The 17,153-nt window shown below is 43.6% G+C and carries 16 protein-coding genes; 13 read left to right on the top strand and 3 right to left on the bottom strand.

Features of this window, described 5'->3' with window-relative positions:
• The first annotated feature begins 19 nt into the window (after positions 1-19).
• Genes COP04_RS17635 through COP04_RS17615 form a run of 5 tightly spaced genes read left to right on the top strand, consistent with a single transcriptional unit; the run spans position 20 to position 7,039 of the window.
• Complete coding sequence (locus COP04_RS17635) at positions 20-421, top strand: conjugal transfer protein (RefSeq protein ID WP_100489221.1); 402 nt, start codon at positions 20-22, stop codon at positions 419-421.
• Complete coding sequence (gene tcpF, locus COP04_RS17630) at positions 396-2,846, top strand: conjugal transfer ATPase TcpF (protein WP_100489220.1); 2,451 nt, start codon at positions 396-398, stop codon at positions 2,844-2,846. Before COP04_RS17635 ends, tcpF begins: the two co-directional genes overlap by 26 nt.
• Positions 2,847-5,129 carry a CD3337/EF1877 family mobilome membrane protein gene (locus tag COP04_RS17625; protein WP_100489219.1) on the top strand — a complete coding sequence of 761 codons (2,283 nt, stop codon included), beginning with the start codon at positions 2,847-2,849 and terminating at the stop codon, positions 5,127-5,129.
• The gene (locus tag COP04_RS17620) at positions 5,126-6,127 is read left to right on the top strand and encodes a bifunctional lytic transglycosylase/C40 family peptidase (RefSeq protein WP_100489218.1); all 1,002 of its coding nucleotides are present in this window, start codon (positions 5,126-5,128) and stop codon (positions 6,125-6,127) included. Before COP04_RS17625 ends, COP04_RS17620 begins: the two co-directional genes overlap by 4 nt.
• 15 nt (positions 6,128-6,142) lie before the next feature.
• A complete protein-coding gene (locus COP04_RS17615; RefSeq protein ID WP_100489217.1) occupies positions 6,143-7,039 on the top strand; it encodes a conjugal transfer protein in 897 nt (298 codons plus the stop codon).
• 430 nt (positions 7,040-7,469) lie between these two features.
• Here COP04_RS17615 and COP04_RS17610 read toward each other — a convergent pair whose 3' ends face one another.
• A complete protein-coding gene (locus COP04_RS17610; protein ID WP_100489216.1) occupies positions 7,470-8,348 on the bottom strand; it encodes a LysR family transcriptional regulator in 879 nt (292 codons plus the stop codon).
• Positions 8,349-8,473: 125 nt separating this feature from the next.
• Here COP04_RS17610 and COP04_RS17605 point away from each other — a divergent pair, with 125 nt between their 5' ends.
• From COP04_RS17605 to COP04_RS17575, 7 genes are all read left to right on the top strand, one after another.
• The gene (locus tag COP04_RS17605) at positions 8,474-8,716 is read left to right on the top strand and encodes a hypothetical protein (protein WP_100489215.1); all 243 of its coding nucleotides are present in this window, start codon (positions 8,474-8,476) and stop codon (positions 8,714-8,716) included.
• Between the two features lie 29 nt (positions 8,717-8,745).
• Positions 8,746-9,612: an aldo/keto reductase gene (locus COP04_RS17600; protein ID WP_100489214.1), complete on the top strand. Its 867-nt coding sequence runs from the start codon at positions 8,746-8,748 to the stop codon at positions 9,610-9,612.
• Between the two features lie 68 nt (positions 9,613-9,680).
• Positions 9,681-10,241 (top strand): cyclophilin-like fold protein, encoded by a 561-nt coding sequence (locus COP04_RS17595; RefSeq protein ID WP_100489213.1) that lies wholly within the window; start codon positions 9,681-9,683, stop codon positions 10,239-10,241.
• Between the two features lie 20 nt (positions 10,242-10,261).
• Positions 10,262-11,050 carry an aldo/keto reductase gene (locus COP04_RS17590; protein ID WP_100489212.1) on the top strand — a complete coding sequence of 263 codons (789 nt, stop codon included), beginning with the start codon at positions 10,262-10,264 and terminating at the stop codon, positions 11,048-11,050.
• A 566-nt stretch (positions 11,051-11,616) separates the two neighbouring features.
• Positions 11,617-12,663, top strand: coding sequence for an NAD(P)-dependent alcohol dehydrogenase (locus COP04_RS17585; protein ID WP_100489211.1), 1,047 nt, complete (start codon positions 11,617-11,619; stop codon positions 12,661-12,663).
• 448 nt (positions 12,664-13,111) lie between these two features.
• Positions 13,112-13,579 (top strand): sigma factor-like helix-turn-helix DNA-binding protein, encoded by a 468-nt coding sequence (locus COP04_RS17580; RefSeq protein ID WP_100489210.1) that lies wholly within the window; start codon positions 13,112-13,114, stop codon positions 13,577-13,579.
• Positions 13,576-13,803 carry a helix-turn-helix domain-containing protein gene (locus tag COP04_RS17575; protein WP_100489209.1) on the top strand — a complete coding sequence of 76 codons (228 nt, stop codon included), beginning with the start codon at positions 13,576-13,578 and terminating at the stop codon, positions 13,801-13,803. The genes COP04_RS17580 and COP04_RS17575 overlap by 4 nt, the downstream gene beginning before the upstream one ends.
• Before the next feature lie 138 nt (positions 13,804-13,941).
• On the opposite strand, the gene COP04_RS17570 is transcribed toward COP04_RS17575, so the two are convergent.
• Positions 13,942-14,967, bottom strand: a complete 1,026-nt coding sequence (locus COP04_RS17570) for an IS30 family transposase (RefSeq protein ID WP_100487473.1) — start codon at positions 14,965-14,967, stop codon at positions 13,942-13,944.
• Positions 14,968-15,201: 234 nt separating this feature from the next.
• On the opposite strand from COP04_RS17570, the gene COP04_RS17565 reads away from it, so the two are divergent.
• Positions 15,202-16,077: a DMT family transporter gene (locus COP04_RS17565; protein ID WP_100489208.1), complete on the top strand. Its 876-nt coding sequence runs from the start codon at positions 15,202-15,204 to the stop codon at positions 16,075-16,077.
• A gap of 76 nt (positions 16,078-16,153) precedes the next feature.
• Here COP04_RS17565 and COP04_RS17560 read toward each other — a convergent pair whose 3' ends face one another.
• Positions 16,154-16,855, bottom strand: coding sequence for a hypothetical protein (locus COP04_RS17560; protein WP_100489207.1), 702 nt, complete (start codon positions 16,853-16,855; stop codon positions 16,154-16,156).
• Positions 16,856-17,153 lie beyond the last annotated feature (298 nt).

Here is a 17,153-nt window from a genome sequence, read left to right as displayed (position 1 = left end):
CAGAAAGGATTGATGACGGGTGAAAAAAATCAGAAGTTATACCAGTATCTGGAACGTCGAAAAAGTGATTTACGCCATTAACGATTTCCAACTCCCTTTTCCGGTCACCTTCACGCAGATGGCGTGGTTTGTCTGTTCGTTGCTGCTCGTGATTTTATTTGCCAACGTGCCGCCTCTCTCCCTCATCCATGGTGTACTGCTGAAATATGTGGGCATTCCGGTTGGTCTCACGTGGTTCATGTCACAGAAGACCTTTGATGGGAAAAAGCCCTATGGCTTTCTCAAATCCGTATTTTCCTACCTGCTCCGCCCCAAAGTCACCTTCGCTGGAAAGCCTGTGAAGCTGAAAAGAGAAATCGTTGGTGGAGCGATTACCGTTGTGAGGAGTGAATGCGATGCCGTATCCGATCAAGTATATTGAGAACAACCTCGTCTTTAACCATGACGGCGAGTGTTTCGCCTATTATGAGCTGATCCCCTACAATTACTCATTTCTGAGTCCGGAAGAAAAAAGCGAAGTTCATGACCATTTTCGCCAGTTGATCGCCCAGAGTCGCGATGGAAAAATCCATGCCTTGCAGATTGCGACCGAATCCAGTATCCGGGCCACGCAGGAGTGCAGTAAGAAAGCGATCACCGGAAAATTGAAAGACGTGGCGTACCGGAAAATCGATGAGCAAACCGAAGCGTTAGTCGGAATGATTGGTGAAAATCAAATCGACAATCGCTTTTTTATGGGCTTCAAGCTGCTTTTAAATGAGCAGGAAGTCAGCCTTAAGGCGATTAGTGAGTCGATCGTGATGACCTTTTCTGAGTTTCTCCATGAGGTCAATCACAAATTGATGGGCGATTTCGTCAGCATGAATAACAAAGAGATCAATCGGTTCATGAAAATGGAACGCCTGCTGGAAAATAAGATTGCCCGAAGATTCAAAGTCCGCAGTCTGGATAAGGATGATTTTGGCTATCTGATTGAACATCTCTATGGGAAGACCGGTGCACCTTATGAGGCATACAACTACCACTTACCGACAGAGCAGCTGAAGCAGGAAACGTTGGTGAAGCGGTTTGATCTCATCAAACCGACTCGCTGCCTCATCGAGGAAAACCAGAGGTACTTGAAAATCGAGCAGGAAGACCAGACGACTTATGTTTCCTATTTCACGATCAATTCGATTGTGCGGGAGCTGGACTTCCCCTCCTCAGAAATTTTTTACTATCAACAACAACAATTCACTTTTCCGATTGACACGTCGATGAATGTGGAAATTGTGACCAATAAGAAAGCCTTAACAACGGTTCGAAATAAGAAAAAAGAGCTGAAAGACTTAGATAACCATGCGTGGCAGTCTAACAATGAGTCGGGTAACGATGTAATGGAAGCCCTAGATAGCGTGAACGAGTTGGAGGCGAATCTCGACCAGACCAAAGAAGCGATGTATAAGCTCAGTTACGTGATACGTGTAGCCGCGCCGGATCTGGACGAATTGAAGCGTCGTTGTAATGAAGTGATGGACTTCTATGATGATTTAAGCATTAAACTCGTACGCCCGTTCGGAGATATGCTTGGGCTGCACGGCGAATTTCTTCCGGCCAGTAAACGGTATATGAATGATTACATCCAGTATGTGACCAGTGACTTTCTTGCGGGTTTAGGCTTCGGTGCCGCGCAGATGCTCGGAGAAACAGAAGGAATTTATATCGGCTACAATCTGGATACCGGGCGCAACGTGTACTTAAAGCCGAGTCTTGCAGCTCAGGGTGTGAAAGGCTCCGTCACTAATGCCCTTGCGGCCGCCTTTCTCGGCTCCCTTGGGGGTGGCAAATCCTTTTCGAACAACCTATTAGTCTACTATGCCGTTCTCTACGGCGGACAGGCGGTGATCGTGGACCCTAAGTCCGAGCGTGGACGATGGAAAGAGACCCTGCCGGAAATGGCTGAGGAGATTAACATCATTAATCTGACCCGAGAGGAACGCAACAAGGGCTTGCTTGACCCCTATGTGATCATGAAACAGACCAAAGATGCAGAGAGTCTTGCCATCGACATTCTGACCTTTCTCACCGGCATTTCCAGTCGAGATGGTGAGAAGTTTCCCACGCTTCGTAAGGCGATCCGTCGGGTGACGCAGAGTGATCAGCGCGGGCTATTGTGCGTCATTGATGCGCTTTATAAGGAAGATAACCCCGTCGCGCACAGCCTAGCTGACCATATTGACAGCATTAAGGATAGTCACCTTGGACACTTATTGTTCTCCGATGGCACCACCGTTCAATCGATCAGTCTGGATAAGCAGCTGAACATCATCCAAGTGGCGGACCTTGTGCTGCCTGACGCGGAAACGGAATTTAAAGACTACACTACCGTAGAACTGTTGAGTGTCGCGATTTTAATGGTCATCAGCACCTTTGCCCTGGATTTCATTCATTCCGACCGTAGTGTATTTAAAATAGTGGATCTAGATGAGGCTTGGAGCTTCCTGCAAGTCGCCCAGGGTAAAACCCTTTCTAACAAGCTAGTGAGGGCTGGACGTGCGATGAATGCCGGGGTTTATTTCGTCACGCAGAACGCAGACGATTTACTGGACGAAAAGATGAAAAACAATATCGGTCTGAAATTTGCCTTTCGTTCCACGGATATCCACGAGATTAAGAAGACACTGGAATTCTTCGGCGTAGACAAGGAAGATGAGCAAAACCAGAAACGCTTGCGTGATCTTGAAAATGGTCAGTGCCTTATCTCAGACTTGTATGGCCGTGTGGGTGTGATCCAAATTCATCCGGTTTTTGAGGCACTCCTTCATGCCTTTGACACCCGCCCACCAGTCAGAAAAGAGGCGACCTAAATGCGCTTGAAAAAGAGTTGGCGAATATTTAAAATCACTTATCTGGTCACGGCCGGATCGCTCCTTTTCTTCACACTGCTCGGGACGGTCGCTCATGCATCAGGACTTGTCGATGATACAGTCAATGCGCAACATGCTTACTCTCAATATCCGCTGGGAAATTACCAGCTGGACTTCTATGTAGATAATTCATGGGACTGGCTGCCGTGGAATTGGACGGATGGTATCGGCAAGCAGGTCATGTATGGACTCTATGCCATCACGAATTTTATCTGGACACTCTCCCTCTACCTATCCAACGCGACCGGGTATCTTGTTCAGGAAGCCTATTCCTTAGACTTCGTTTCCAAGACTGCAAACGCGATCGGAAAGAACATGCAGACATTGGCTGGGATTTCGCCCAGCGGCTTTCAAAGCTCCGGTTTTTATCCAGGATTCCTGCTCATTTTTATTTTGATCCTTGGGATCTATGTAACTTATGTGGGATTGATCAAGCGAGAAACCACCAAAGTGATTCACGCCGTGATGAACTTTCTGGTAGTTTTTCTTCTGTCGGCATCCTTTATTGCCTATGCCCCAGACTATATCAGCAAAATCAATAGTTTCTCAGCGGATGTCAGCAAGGCCAGCCTGTCACTGGGCACGAAAATGATTATGCCCCATTCGGCAAGCCAAGGCCAAGACAGCGCCGTCCTCATCCGGAACAACTTGTTTTCGATCCAAGTGCAGCAGCCCTGGCTACTTCTGCAATATGGTAACTCCGACATCGCTAAAATCGGACCGAAACGGGTGGAAAAGTTGCTGTCCACAGACCCGGATGCGAACAACGGACAAGACCGAGAAACAGTCGTTAAAGAGGAGATTGAAAAAGATGGTAATAAGAACCTAACGCTTACCAAGACGACCCCGCGTTTGGGGATGGTGTTCTTCCTGTTTCTTTTCAATATCGGGATTTCCATCTTTGTGTTCCTGCTTTCGGGGATCATGATCTTCTCGCAGATCCTGTTCATTATCTATGCTCTCTTCCTACCTATCAGTTTTCTGCTTTCTATGATTCCGGGTTTTAATGGCATGGGAAAACAGGCAATCATGAAGCTCTTTAATGTCATCATGACACGGGCAGGCATTACCCTGATTGTCACAATCGCCTTTTCCATTTCCACCATGCTTTATGCCTTGTCCAGCACATTCCCGTTTTTCCTGATTGCCTTTTTACAGATCGTGACTTTTGCGGGGATTTATGCCAAACTGGGTGACCTCATGGGCCTGTTCCACTTGCAAGCGAATGATTCCCAGCAGATGGGGCGCAGAGTTCTGCAAAAACCCTATCTGTTCTTGAGTCGCGAGACCCGCAAACTGAGGCGGAAAATGGGACGTGTCTTCACGGCTGGAACAGGCGGTACGGCAAAAGGCACTGGGGTAGGTGCAGGAACGGCCAGACAATCCAGACCTTCCCAAAGCACGCAAGCCAATCATAAACGTCCTTCGAGTGAACCCGGTACACTATCACTATTCAGGGATAAGAAAAACTTTGAGGTGCGTGCGGGTCAGGGAGCCGGAGTGGGCAGGGATACGAAAAAACGTAGCGCAAACAAGCCTAATCAAAGAAACGAGCAGGTGACAGACTTGCCAATCGACGCTCGCTACGTCTTGGTTCAAGGGAAAAAGCAAATATCTGACAGGGCTACAAAAATTGGAGATGGACTCGGAAACAGTACGACTCAAAAATTAGCGAGCAATAACCAGAAACATGAAGAGAACCGAATCCAGCATCGCCCGACCCTTGCTCAACGTCGAATGGAACTGGATCGGGCACGTCAGCAAAGCACAACCGAGCAGACCTTTGCCGAACTACCTAAAAGTAAACAACCTAAAATTGAACCATCCAAAAAACAGAAAATGACAGTTGCCGGTCCAATACGTACGCGGTCTTTAGCACCTAGTTCTACGCCTACGATGGACAATGGACCTGTGAACCCACCCCACTCATCCAATGCTCGGGCGACAACAAGTCATATGGAAACTCCCGCTCTAAACCGTCCAATAGTCCGTATGCCAAATTCTACGGTACATCAAGATCTAGAAAATCCTGCTTTTAACACGAAACGCTTGGCTGCAAAACGGAAAAAGCTAGAACGCGTATTCCCTAAATCAACGGTGCGGCCGGTCACGCTAAAGAATACCCCACATCAGAGCCAGATAGCCAGGAGACAGAAACTGACAGAAAAAAGTCAACAGACAAGGCAGAGCATTGTCCGCAGGCGGAAAGGGCGCCAGAAATGAAACCTAGATATTGGATTGTCTTGGGTGCCGTCTTCGCTGTGCTGTTTTCCTTGCTTATCTTTGTTGCTGTGTTCATTTCGGATGATGACAGCGGAAATGGCAATGAGATGGATCTAGCAGGCACTAATCTGTCACAGGACGTGCTGTCCCACAAACCGATGGTGGAGAGGTATGCCAAGGCCTATGGGATTGAGGGCTATGTCGGTGATTTGCTTGCCATCATGCAGGTGGAAAGTGGCGGACGTGGTGTAGATGTCATGCAGTCGATTGAATCGACAGGGCGGCCTCAGCGTTCTTTTTCTGTGGAGGAATCCATCAAGCAGGGTTGCAAATACTTTGCGGCTTTACTACAAACTTCCAAAAAAGAAAGGTGCGATCTCAATACGGTGATCCAATCCTACAACTACGGAGGAAGGTTCATAGATTACGTTGCTAGTCACGGTAAAAAGTACACTCTTGAACTTGCGGAGAGCTTTGCAAAAGAAAAATCCAGTGGAAAAAAAGTAACGGATTCAAACCCTATTGCGATGAAGGAAGATGGGGGATGGCGGTACAGTTACGGAAACATGTTCTATGTCGCTCTGGTCTCTCAATATTTGGCCGTGGCCCAATTTGACGATGCGACCGTTCAAGCCATTATGACTGAGGCGTTGAAATATCAGGGATGGAAATACGAGTTTGGCGGCGACAACCCCAACACGTCTTTTGATTGTAGTGGATTGACACAGTGGTGCTTTGGAAAAGCGGGTATTAAACTACCTCGGACTGCTCAAGAACAGTATGACGTGACGCAACATCTTCCTCTTTCAGAAGCAAAGCCGGGGGATCTGGTGTTTTTCCACGATACCTACAATGCAGGCACCTATATCACACACGTCGGAATTTATGTCGGGAACAACCGCATGTACCAAGCAGGCGATCCGATTGGGTATGCCGACCTCACGGTTTCTTACTGGCAGAAACACTTCGTCAGCGCAGGTCGAATCAAAAACAAATAGAAAGGGAGATTTAAGATGAAAATAAGAAAAAAGGAAAAGCAACTCAAGCCCAAAAAAGTCCATGTGGTGAAAATTGGCCCTCACAGGAAGGGGGTCATTTTCCTGTGGATACTGCTGATAAGCAGTGTTGCCTTTGGCATCTACAAAAATTTTACTGCAATAAATGTGCACACTGTTCATGAAACTAAAGTGATTGAAAAACAGGTAGTAGATACGAGTTCAATCGAAAATTTTGTCAAAAACTTTGCCAAGGTCTATTATTCGTGGGAAAACAATCAGAATTCAATAGACAGACGGACAGAATCCCTCAATGGATATCTGACTAAAGCATTACAGGATTTAAACACCGATACCATTCGTAGGGACATCCCCACTTCTTCCACCGTTAATGATGAGGAAATTTGGAGGGTGGGACGAATCAATGACCACAAATATGCTGTCATCTTTTCTATTGACCAATTGATAACGGAGGGTAAAACGAGAAAGACAGTGAATGCCTCCTATGAAGTGATGGTCTATGTGGATCAAAGTGGAAACATGGTTATCATAAAGAATCCCACTATTTGTGGGATTCCTGGGAAGTCCGATTACGAGCCAAAGGCAGTAGAAAGTGACGGTACGGTTGATGAAACTACTATAGAGGAACTTAACGAATTTTTAAAGACGTTCTTTAAACTCTACCCTTCTGCAAGTCAAGAAGAACTGTCCTATTATGTCAAAGGCAGTGTGCTGAAACCGATTGGTAAGGACTATGTCTTTTCAGAGCTGATCAATCCGGTGTATCGGAAAGCGGGCAGTCAAGTACAATCTTCAGTAACCGTGATGTATCTTGATCAGCAGACAAAGGCAATGCAGATTTCACAATTCGATTTGACATTGAAAAAGGACAGAAATTGGATGATTGTTAAATAGCAGGTAACGAAAGATTTTGAGAAAAAGAAATATATAGATGGTGCTTAGAAATAGAACGCCATATCCAGAAAATTTTTTTACCACTAAATATAGAAACAATTGATTATGCGATATACTAAATATGTGAATGGAGGGATCCATAAGGCTGAATTACAGAAGTATTTTAATTACTTTCACAAAACAATTAAATTAGATGATGATAATCAAATATTAAGAGACAACCGAGAAGAAGTTCTAAATGCAATAAAAGAGAATATTGACTCCTGTAACCCTGGTTATTAAATTTTTCATCAAGGGAGTTATGCAATAAAGACTGGAATTAACGCAATTATTCGTGGAGATTTCTATATTGATATTGTGTAAGCGTCAAATAGCTCTACTTTTCAAGGTGGGGCTATTTGACGCTTACACATATTGACTGATTTTTGTCTTAGAATATACTACGCTGCACTTCTTCCAAAAACACTTTTGCTGGTTTCGTAAACATCTGATATTTTTTCCAGACAAGATAAAGCTCTGTTTCCACCCTTGGCTCCAATGGGCGGAAGCATAGATTGCTGTCCCCTGTGGTGTTCACAAGTTTGTCAAAGGTAAAAGCAAGTCCAAGTCCAGCCTCTACCATCATTGCGGGTGTCGTTATCAGATTGAAGGTGGAAACGATATTCAGGTTTTTGGAGTCGTCCCCTAGCCAGCCGGATAGAACGTTTCCATCCAGTTGTTGTCTTGAGCATAGAACTGGTTGATTCTTTATGTCATCCGGACAAATAGAGTTAAGTTTTGCTAAGGGACTGTCCTTTCGAATCATGACTCCAAAAATATCATTGATCGGAAACTTGAGATAATCATATTTCTGTAAATCTACAGGTGCAACCAGAACTCCGAAATCAAGTAATCCTTTATTAAGCTGCTCTGTTACCTCTATGGTGCTGCCACTGAAAATATCATATTGAATCTGTGGGTGCGCTTTTCTGAGTGACAGTATGGCATCAGCCAAAAGCCGCATGGCATGGGTCTCGGCAGCACCTATGTGAATCACTCCGCTTGTCGCTTCATTGAATAAGCTAAGGTCTGCCTCTGTCCGTTCCAGCAGTTCGACAATCTCTTTCGCGCGCTTGCGCAGGAACATACCTTCTTCTGTCAGTGTTATTTTTCGGCTGCCTCTTTCAAACAGCTTTCTACCCACTCCCTCTTCAAGCTCAGTGAGCTGCCTAGAAAGATTAGGCTGAGAGGTATGCAAAACCTCGGCAGCTCTTGTAATGCTTTCTTCCTGTGCAACTGCAAGGAAATATTTCAAAATACGAATATCCATAATAACACCTCCGTTATCTTTATTAAACCACAGCAATCCATAAATAGAAAGTATGGAAAATCATATAATATAAGTATTTGTAATTCCTCCTTTTCCAAGCATAATAAATAATAGGAGGTGTGAAGTTGAATAGTCCAATTGTTGATGAGCAGGAGATACTTCTTGCTTTGGAGGAGTCAGGAATGGAATCGGAGATGATTGAACAGTTCATGGAGAGCTTCCGTTCGGGGCAGACGGATAAAGAAAAATGGATTCTCTTGTCCCATCGTTCCAAACTTCTATCCGATGTTCATGCGAAACAGGACAAGTTGTACTGCATGGATTTTTTAATCAGAAAACTAAAGTCAAACAAGGGCCTTGAGTTGTAAAGATAGTGCAGATTGAAAGGAGTAGAAACATGATTTTTGATGAAACTTATACACTTTCTAACGGAGTGAAGATCCCGAAGCTGGGTCTGGGAACCTGGTTAATCGAAGATGATAAGGCTGCACAGGCAATTCGGAATGCGGTCAAGATTGGCTACCGCCATATTGATACTGCTGAGGGCTATGGAAACGAGCGAGGCGTTGGTGAAGGCATTCGTACCTGTGGTGTTGCTCGTGAGGAGATTTTTGTTACAACCAAATTGGAAGCCGCGTATAAGACTTATGAAGAGGCAATTTCTGGCATAGATGGTTCCCTAAAAACATCTGGTCTGGATTATTTTGATATGATGATTATTCACGCACCACAGCCTTGGACGGATTTCCATGAGGACGATCATTTTTTCGAGGGCAACCGGGAGGCGTGGCGTGCGCTTGAGGAAGCATACCAGGCTGGCAAGCTCCGTGCCATTGGTGTTTCCAATTTTGAGCAGGTGGACTTGGATAATTTGCTGGAACACGGCACTGTCAAACCTATGGTCAATCAGATTCTTGCCCATGTCAGCAACACTCCCTTTGAACTGATTGATTATACACAAAGCAAAGGGATTCTGGTGGAGGCATATTCACCTGTCGCCCATGGTGAAATCCTGAAGAGTCAGGAGATCACGGCCATGGCCGAAAAGTACAGTGTGACCGTACCGCAGTTGTGCATCCGCTACTGCCTGCAGCTTGGCACGCTGCCACTGCCGAAAACGGCGAACCCGGCGCACATGCGCAGCAATGCCGCCTTGAATTTCGAGATTTCCGATGCTGACATGGAGACGCTGAAAGAAGTGGAGCGCATTAAAAATTACGGTGAGGCGAGTATCTTCCCAGTATACGGTGGCAAACTCAAATAAATCATGGATCAAAACAAGAGCTTATTGGGCTGGTATGAAAAACATAGAAAAGAAAGGTGCTGATTCATTTGAAAAAGAAAGGTGTTATGCTGTTTCTCGCGCTTTCGCTTGTATGCTTCTCTTTGACGGGTTGCGGGCAATCAGGCACGCAGTCGGCCTCTAGCGCATCCACCAGCAGCAAGTCCAGCAGCGGCGAGTCCGCCAGCAGTACATCAAAAAGAAGCATGGTGGAAAGCCCCACGAACAGCGGTTTGAGAAAGCTGAGCGGCAAAAAAATAGCGATAAAGATTGGAGATAAAACGTTTTCCGTCGATCTGTACAACAACCCAACCACAAACGATTTCTATTCCCAGCTTCCGCTTACTTTAACGGTCAATAATTATGCTGGATGGGATGAAAAGATTGTTAGACTGCAAAAACCACTCTCAATGGAAGGTGCGCCAGCCGGTGACAATCCAGGCTATCCTGAGGTCGGTTACTATGAGCCAGGCAATTGGGTCGCGCTGTATTACGGCCACATCGGTTATTGGGCAGGAAAAGTGCCGCTGGGCAGAATTGACGCGACTACGAACCAGCTAAGCGCGCTCCCGGATGGCGCGGCGGTAACAATCACGGCGATACACAATTGAAGCGTGCGGAGGAACCCATGATGGAAACGGTAAAACTGAACAATCATGTGGAGATGCCTATATTGGGGTTTGGTGTCTATCAGATTTCGTTGTCCGACACCAAGAGATGTGTAATGGATGCTTTGGAGACTGGCTATCGTCTGATCGATACCGCGCAGTACTACGGCAATGAAGCGGGCGTGGGCGAAGCGGTAACAGCTTCCGGCATCCCAAGAAACAAAATCTTTATTACGACCAAAATTCAAAGCAACCGGAATGTCACCGGTCTGATCGACGCATCTCTAGAAAAGCTGAGAACCGATTATATTGATCTGCTGCTCATCCACTGGGTGATGGGAAACGACCTAGCCACCTACAGGGTGATGGAAGAATCCGTTAAGCAGGGCAAAGTACGGGCTATTGGTCTGAGTAATTTCTACGGCCGCGATTTTGACAACATCATTAATCACTGTGAAATTATGCCAGCGGTCAATCAACTAGAAACCCATGTATTTTACCAAAATAGGGATCTAAGAGCTCTTTATAAGAAGAATGGCACCTATTTGGAAGCATGGGCCCCCTTTGGCGAGGGCAAAGCAAATATGTTTAAAAACCCGATTTTAGCTGGTATAGCAAGGGAGCACAACAGAACGGTAGCCCAGGTAATCTTGAGATTTTTGATCCAAAGCGATATTATCGTCATTCCGAAATCAACGCATAAAGAGAGAATGGTTGAAAACATCAATGTGTTCGATTTCTCCTTATGTGAAGAAGATATGAGAAAAATAGAAGCACTGGATAAAAACGAAAGCTTATTTGGCTGGTATTAAGATTAAAACACGATCAAGATTAGAATGATCAGCGTACTTGCCATTTTCTTGACACGGAAAAAATGATGCGTTTGCTTTTTAGGAGGAGTCTTGCACGTAATTTGCTGGGCAACAACAATGATTTTCAGCGTTCCTATCGTGTACTTTTTAGAATTCTTCGACTGGATGGAATCATCAGGCCGGATTCGGAGACTTTGCTTGAGTTTGCAGAACGTGTTGATCAAGTTAGATCTGAATGCTTATGCTTTCCGAACAGTACGAGCAGATGATCTATAGGGAAGACCGGACATATACAGCTCAAGATGCAGAACGCTTATCTGTACTTTCGTCAATTGATTGGTGAACCGACCAATGCGTCATGAAAGATCTTTCTCAAAAAGAAAAACGAAATGGGCCATTTGGTTGATCTTACATGTAAACGAGATCAGCGGCGTCGATAAAAATGATCTTTTAACAATTCGAGTAGAAAGGAATATAAGCTGATCATTTGACTTAGAGTTAACTATAAGGATTGAAATTATTTTGTAAGAGAAAAAAAGATGGATGAATTCTAGGAGGTTTTATTAATGATCACTGCTAAAGCACGAGCTGTCGATGGTCCGGACAAATCGTTTCGAGTGACTGAAATTAAAAGACGTGATCTTGATGTGCATGATGTTCTGATTGAAATTAAATATGCAGGTATATGCCATTCTGACATTCATACGGCTCATGGCGAATGGGGTGCTGTGCACTATCCGCTCATTCCCGGACACGAGATTGCAGGAATTGTCGCCGATGTCGGTCCAGAGGTCACAAAGTACAAGGTCGGTGACCGGGTAGGGGTCGGATGTATGGTTGATTCCTGCGGTGAATGTGAGAACTGCCTTAATGGAGAAGAACAATACTGTCTTAATGGAATGACCCCTACCTACGCTGGTGTTGATAAATACGGCGAACCGACTCAAGGCGGCTATTCGACCCATATTGTCGTGACCGAGAACTTTGTGGTCAGGATCCCTGATCATATTGGACTTGATGTGGCTGCACCGTTACTCTGCGCCGGTATTACAACGTATTCACCGCTGAACCATTGGCAAGCCGGACCGGGTAAGAAAGTGGCGGTTGTCGGACTGGGTGGTCTTGGCCATATGGCTGTTAAAATTGCGCATGCCAAGGGTGCAGAGGTCACCGTTCTTTCACAGACATTGAGGAAAAAGGACGACGGCTTAAAGTTCGGTGCAGACTACTACTATGCTACGAGCGCCCCAGATACATTCAAAAAACTTGCCGGTTCCTTTGACTTAATTATTAATACAGTAAGTGCAAAGCTTGATATGGAGGCTTATTTCTCACTGCTGAATCTAGATGGTACTCTAGTAAATGTTGGTGCGCCCGCAGAGCCCCTGTCGGTAAACGTGTTTTCACTTATTGGTCAGCGCCGTTCATTTGCCGGTTCTGCAATTGGAGGTATCCATGAGACCCAGGAGATGCTGGATTTCTGTGCAGAACATGACATTGCTCCTCAGATTGAGGTCATTTCAGCTGACCCCGACCAAATTAACAAAGCGTACAAACGCGTATTAGCTTCAGATGTAAGATATCGATTCGTGATTGACATCAGCACAATGTGAGTTGCGTAAAGCCTGATCTATTTGTAGAAGATTTTAGTGCAGCTGTTGATTATGTGTATGCGTCCATTTGTTGATAAAGATCAAATTGGCATTATTGGTATAGCCCGAGATCGGGTTCACGCGCTGCCTTCTCTAGCTCCTTCGGCCGTTTCGCGTCGTCGATAGTCAGACCAGAAATCTTAACACCTGCAAGAAATTAACGTATTCAAGAATTATCCGATGCGTTTAGCAAAGTGCGAACTTGCTTGAACGTTTTTTACAATACAAAGATAGCTATCAATTTAGAAAATATGAACACATAAAGCTCGCACAAACGATTCCTGTGCGGCTTTTTGTTTAAAGATAAGTTTTCTGCAACAAATATCATCCATCCGGTGAGAGTCAATGTGAAAGAGGAAAGTAAAACAATTTTTCTCATTTCTTGGGGCTCGAAAGGGAGGTGATATTTATGAGGCCATCTTCTTTCAATAGAGTATCTTTAGAAGAAAATAAACATCTAATGCAGGACGACTTTCAGAGGACGACCCAATTTCAATTTGATTATGTTGCAAGAAAAACATTAATTCGTTCAAAAAGCAACTATCGCCGATCTAGGGGCAGACGTTATAATCATGAAGCTCTTTTTTCAGAGATCTCCAATATTGATCTAAAAATGTTGCCCATATTTGACACTTATCATCTGGATAGCCAAATGTATCAAGTATTGTCGTTTAACGTAGAAGTGAGGAACAATAAAATTGCGAAGGCATTAGATATGTTACCAGAGCGGAAGCGTAATACTATCCTAATGTTCTATTACTTGGGAATGTCCGATGTAGAAATTTCAAATGAATTAAAGGTCAATCGCAGCACCGTTTATCGCAACCGCCATAGTGCCTTAGAGAACGTAAAAACACTATTGGAGGAAGAGCTATGAAAAACAATAAACGACTAATTCCTTTTCCTATTATCCAAGTTGCATGTGAAGGCGACACCATAGCTGTTCATTATATATTGAAACATTATGAAGGCTATATGGCCAAACTATCGACAACAGTACTTACCGACGAATACAGCAGCGGATATTACTTTTTAGATAGGGACTTACAGGATTACTTGAACTCCGCTTTGCTTCAAATGATTTTAGACTTCAAAATCTAATATACAAATTACACGGCATTAGTATCCCATAAGCACATAATTATGGAATATTAATGCCGTGTAGGGCGCTGTCGAGAATTTGTATTCAAAGCCCGGAATGTCAAATCAAGCGCAACAACCATGGAGTCAGGCCGTGAGCTAGCAAGCTAGCTCGGCCTCAATAAGCTCGGCGGCGCTGGCATAGCCGAGCAACTTGCGGTGTTTCTGATTCAGTGCCTCTTGAACCTGAGCAATAGCATCTTTAGAGAAGCCATGTAGTGACTGGCCTTTAGGAATGTACTCCCGGATCAGACCGTTCTGGTTCTCGTTACTGCCTCGTTCCCAGGGTGAATAAGGGTGGGCAAAGTAGATCTGAGGGCCCTTGACTTGATCTAAGAGTTTGAACTCAGAACCGTTGTCAAAGGTGATGGTCTTAAAGAGCTCAGGCTGCTTGTCGACAACGTTTTGAAGATACTCCAAACAGGTGTCAGCGTGGTAGTTGGGAATCTTCACAATCAGTTCATAACGCAACTGTCGTTCAGTTAACGTCATGAGAGCTGGTTCACTGGCCTGGCGCTTGCCTTTAACCAGATCACCTTCCCAGTCGCCAAAGCGTTTCCGGTCGTTGATGACGTCTGACCGTTCTTCAATTGAGGTGCCCGCCAAGCGCTTATTCTTACGTGAATGATTGGGGTGATTGGCTTTCACATGACGCTTCAGTTTGGCCGGCAGATCAATGTTCTTCACGTCTAACCGGCCTTGATCAATGTAGCGGTAAACGGTCGGCGTTGATGGACAGAGCTGGTCTGGATGCGCTTGTCTGAAGACATGGATATAACTGTCCACACTTTCAATCCGCGGACGCCGTTTGAGCGCCTTTGTGAACATCCTGAAGAACAACCGGCAGCGTTCTTCTAAGCCCTTAGAATGGCATTTTTGACGGGCCCGTTCATGAAAGAGCTGGCTGGTGTCAGCGTAGTATCGATAGACAAAGAGGTAGTCATGATTACGCTGTTGAACCATGCCCCGCTTGATTTCGCGGGAGATGGTACTACGACTGCGATGAAGCAGACGGCTGATTTCGGCTTTTGACTTACCCGCGTTCAAATACGCTTGAATTGCGCCTCTTTCTTCTGGTGTGAGTTGTTGGTAATGCTGGGCAGTGCTATTCTTAGATTGGGTCATGGAGATTTCCTTTCTTTAGAGTTTTGGCACTTTAAGTTTAGGTCTCCATGGCCTATTTGTGTAATCTTGATGTGTTGCACTTAGATTTTAAATCCGGGAATTTGTATTCAAGTAAGCAGAGCAGATCTAATTAATTATTTGTAGGAGTTCTGTGCTAATATGTTCTTACTATGAGTTTTTATAAAAGGTTGTGTTAATTAATACTCTTAGGAGACATTAAACATAGGAGGAAAAATGAAACAAAGAAATAGCTCATCATCTGTAGGATTATTGTTAATAGTTTCTATGATTGCAATATCTTTTGCATCAATTTTTGTAAAATGGTCTCATGCGCCTGCTACTGTAATAAGTATGTATCGCATGTATTTAGCTTGTGTACTATTACTTCCTATGGTATGGAGGAAGAGGAGAGAATTTAGTAAACTATCTAAAAAAGATTGGCTGTTCTTAACTCTTTCTGGAGTTTTTTTAGCGCTGCACTTTGCTCTGTGGTTTGGTTCCTTGAAACTTACAACTGTAGCTAGTTCAACCATTATCCTTTCTTTGCAACCTATTGTTGCCTTATTAGGAGGCTTTCTTGTTTACAAAGAAAAAACAAAGCTTTCTACTTTAGTAACCATAGGAATTTCTATCATAGGAGTTGTTATGGTTGGATGGGGTGACTTTGGGCTAAGTAAGTATGTTATTATTGGTGATTTTTTATCTTTTTTAAGCGTTATAGCAATTGTCAGTTATTTGTTAATTGGGCAGAATACTGTAAAGAAAATTTCTCATTGGATATACAGCTTTTGTGTATTCTTATTTGCGGCTTTTGCATTAACATTATACAACCTTTTTGCAGGCGTTGCCCTTGGTGGATACAGCTCCCAAGAATGGGGAATTTTTCTATTATTAGCTTTGTTTCCTACAATTGCACATGTGATCTATAATTTGTTATTAAATTATGTAAACACTGCAACAATATCTATGAGTATTTTAGGTGAACCTGTTGGAGCAACAATTTTAGCTGTTATTCTTTTAGGCGAACATGTTGTTATCATGCAAATTATTGGTGGATTTTTTGTGTTGCTTGGTGTATTTTTATTTCTAACTAAGCAGAGAAAAGAATAGGTATAGTGAACCCATACATTATAGGAGAATAAGAAATACTTCCATCATAAAATCGCACTGTATTAGATCATTGTATTTATGAATCAGAACTTATTGTCAGTTCTGATTTTTTTGGTGCACCCGGCATGGGCGATAACTTGGCGGTGAAAGTCCGCTGTAGGCCGTAGCGGTCGGTAACAGTAAACAAATTTGTAAGAAGCGAATAAGCTCTAGCCATTTTGTCCTTTGAGCAATAAACAGGTAATTGTCGGTCGTGATTGGTTGGAAACTTTTTTTCGACGGCTTTTCGTCGTTTATAGGATGTTTTCGATAATTTGCTTAACGCCTCAGCTTTTAATTTCTTGTTCTTATCCTCTTGAATCTGTTTCTTTATGTATTCATGATAGGTATCGGGATTAACAAGAACACTCATCTTCTGCAAATGTTGAGTGAGAAGGGATTTTGAAGAATCGGCCAAAATTTCTAACGGTTTTAGAGCGAGCAGGTCATCATAATTGTAATTGCTTAACCCAGAAATAAACTTCAAATGATAGTTGGTTACATAAGCTTTTGAATGGTTATCAATAGGTGGCAATGGTGTAATTTCAGCGCCTTTCCCATGATTCTTTTTGGCCCAGTAACCTGCGTATAGAAGAGGAGTTCCATATAACCCACAACTTTTTCTGAGAGTAGTATCTGAGATGTCGTATTTTTTTGCTACCTCTTTTATGGGTTTATTCCATATACCCTCATATATTTCGATTCTTTGATCATTAGTAATCCTGGGGATTGATTCCAATAATTCACGATGTTCACTCCTTTTTCAAGATATTAACTAATTAAGTAGCTATTAAAACAAATTGAGTGAATAGTAACTATAATTTTCCATCTTTACTATAATCCAACCTTTTTTTGCTGTAAAATAGCATTAATAGTTATAAAGCGCTAACTACTTAGCACTAAAAAATCTAAGGCATTTATAATCTTCATCAATCATTAAGAAATTTATTTTTAATCAATCAGTATTCAGAGAATAAATGATATAAACACATCTCACTGTAAGTTATTTAATATTTACATCTCAAAATTATATAAGG

The sequence above is a fragment of the Sporolactobacillus pectinivorans genome, assembly GCF_002802965.1.
Lineage (GTDB): Bacteria > Bacillota > Bacilli > Bacillales > Sporolactobacillaceae > Sporolactobacillus > Sporolactobacillus pectinivorans.
This window is presented reverse-complemented; position numbering and strand designations above follow the sequence as displayed.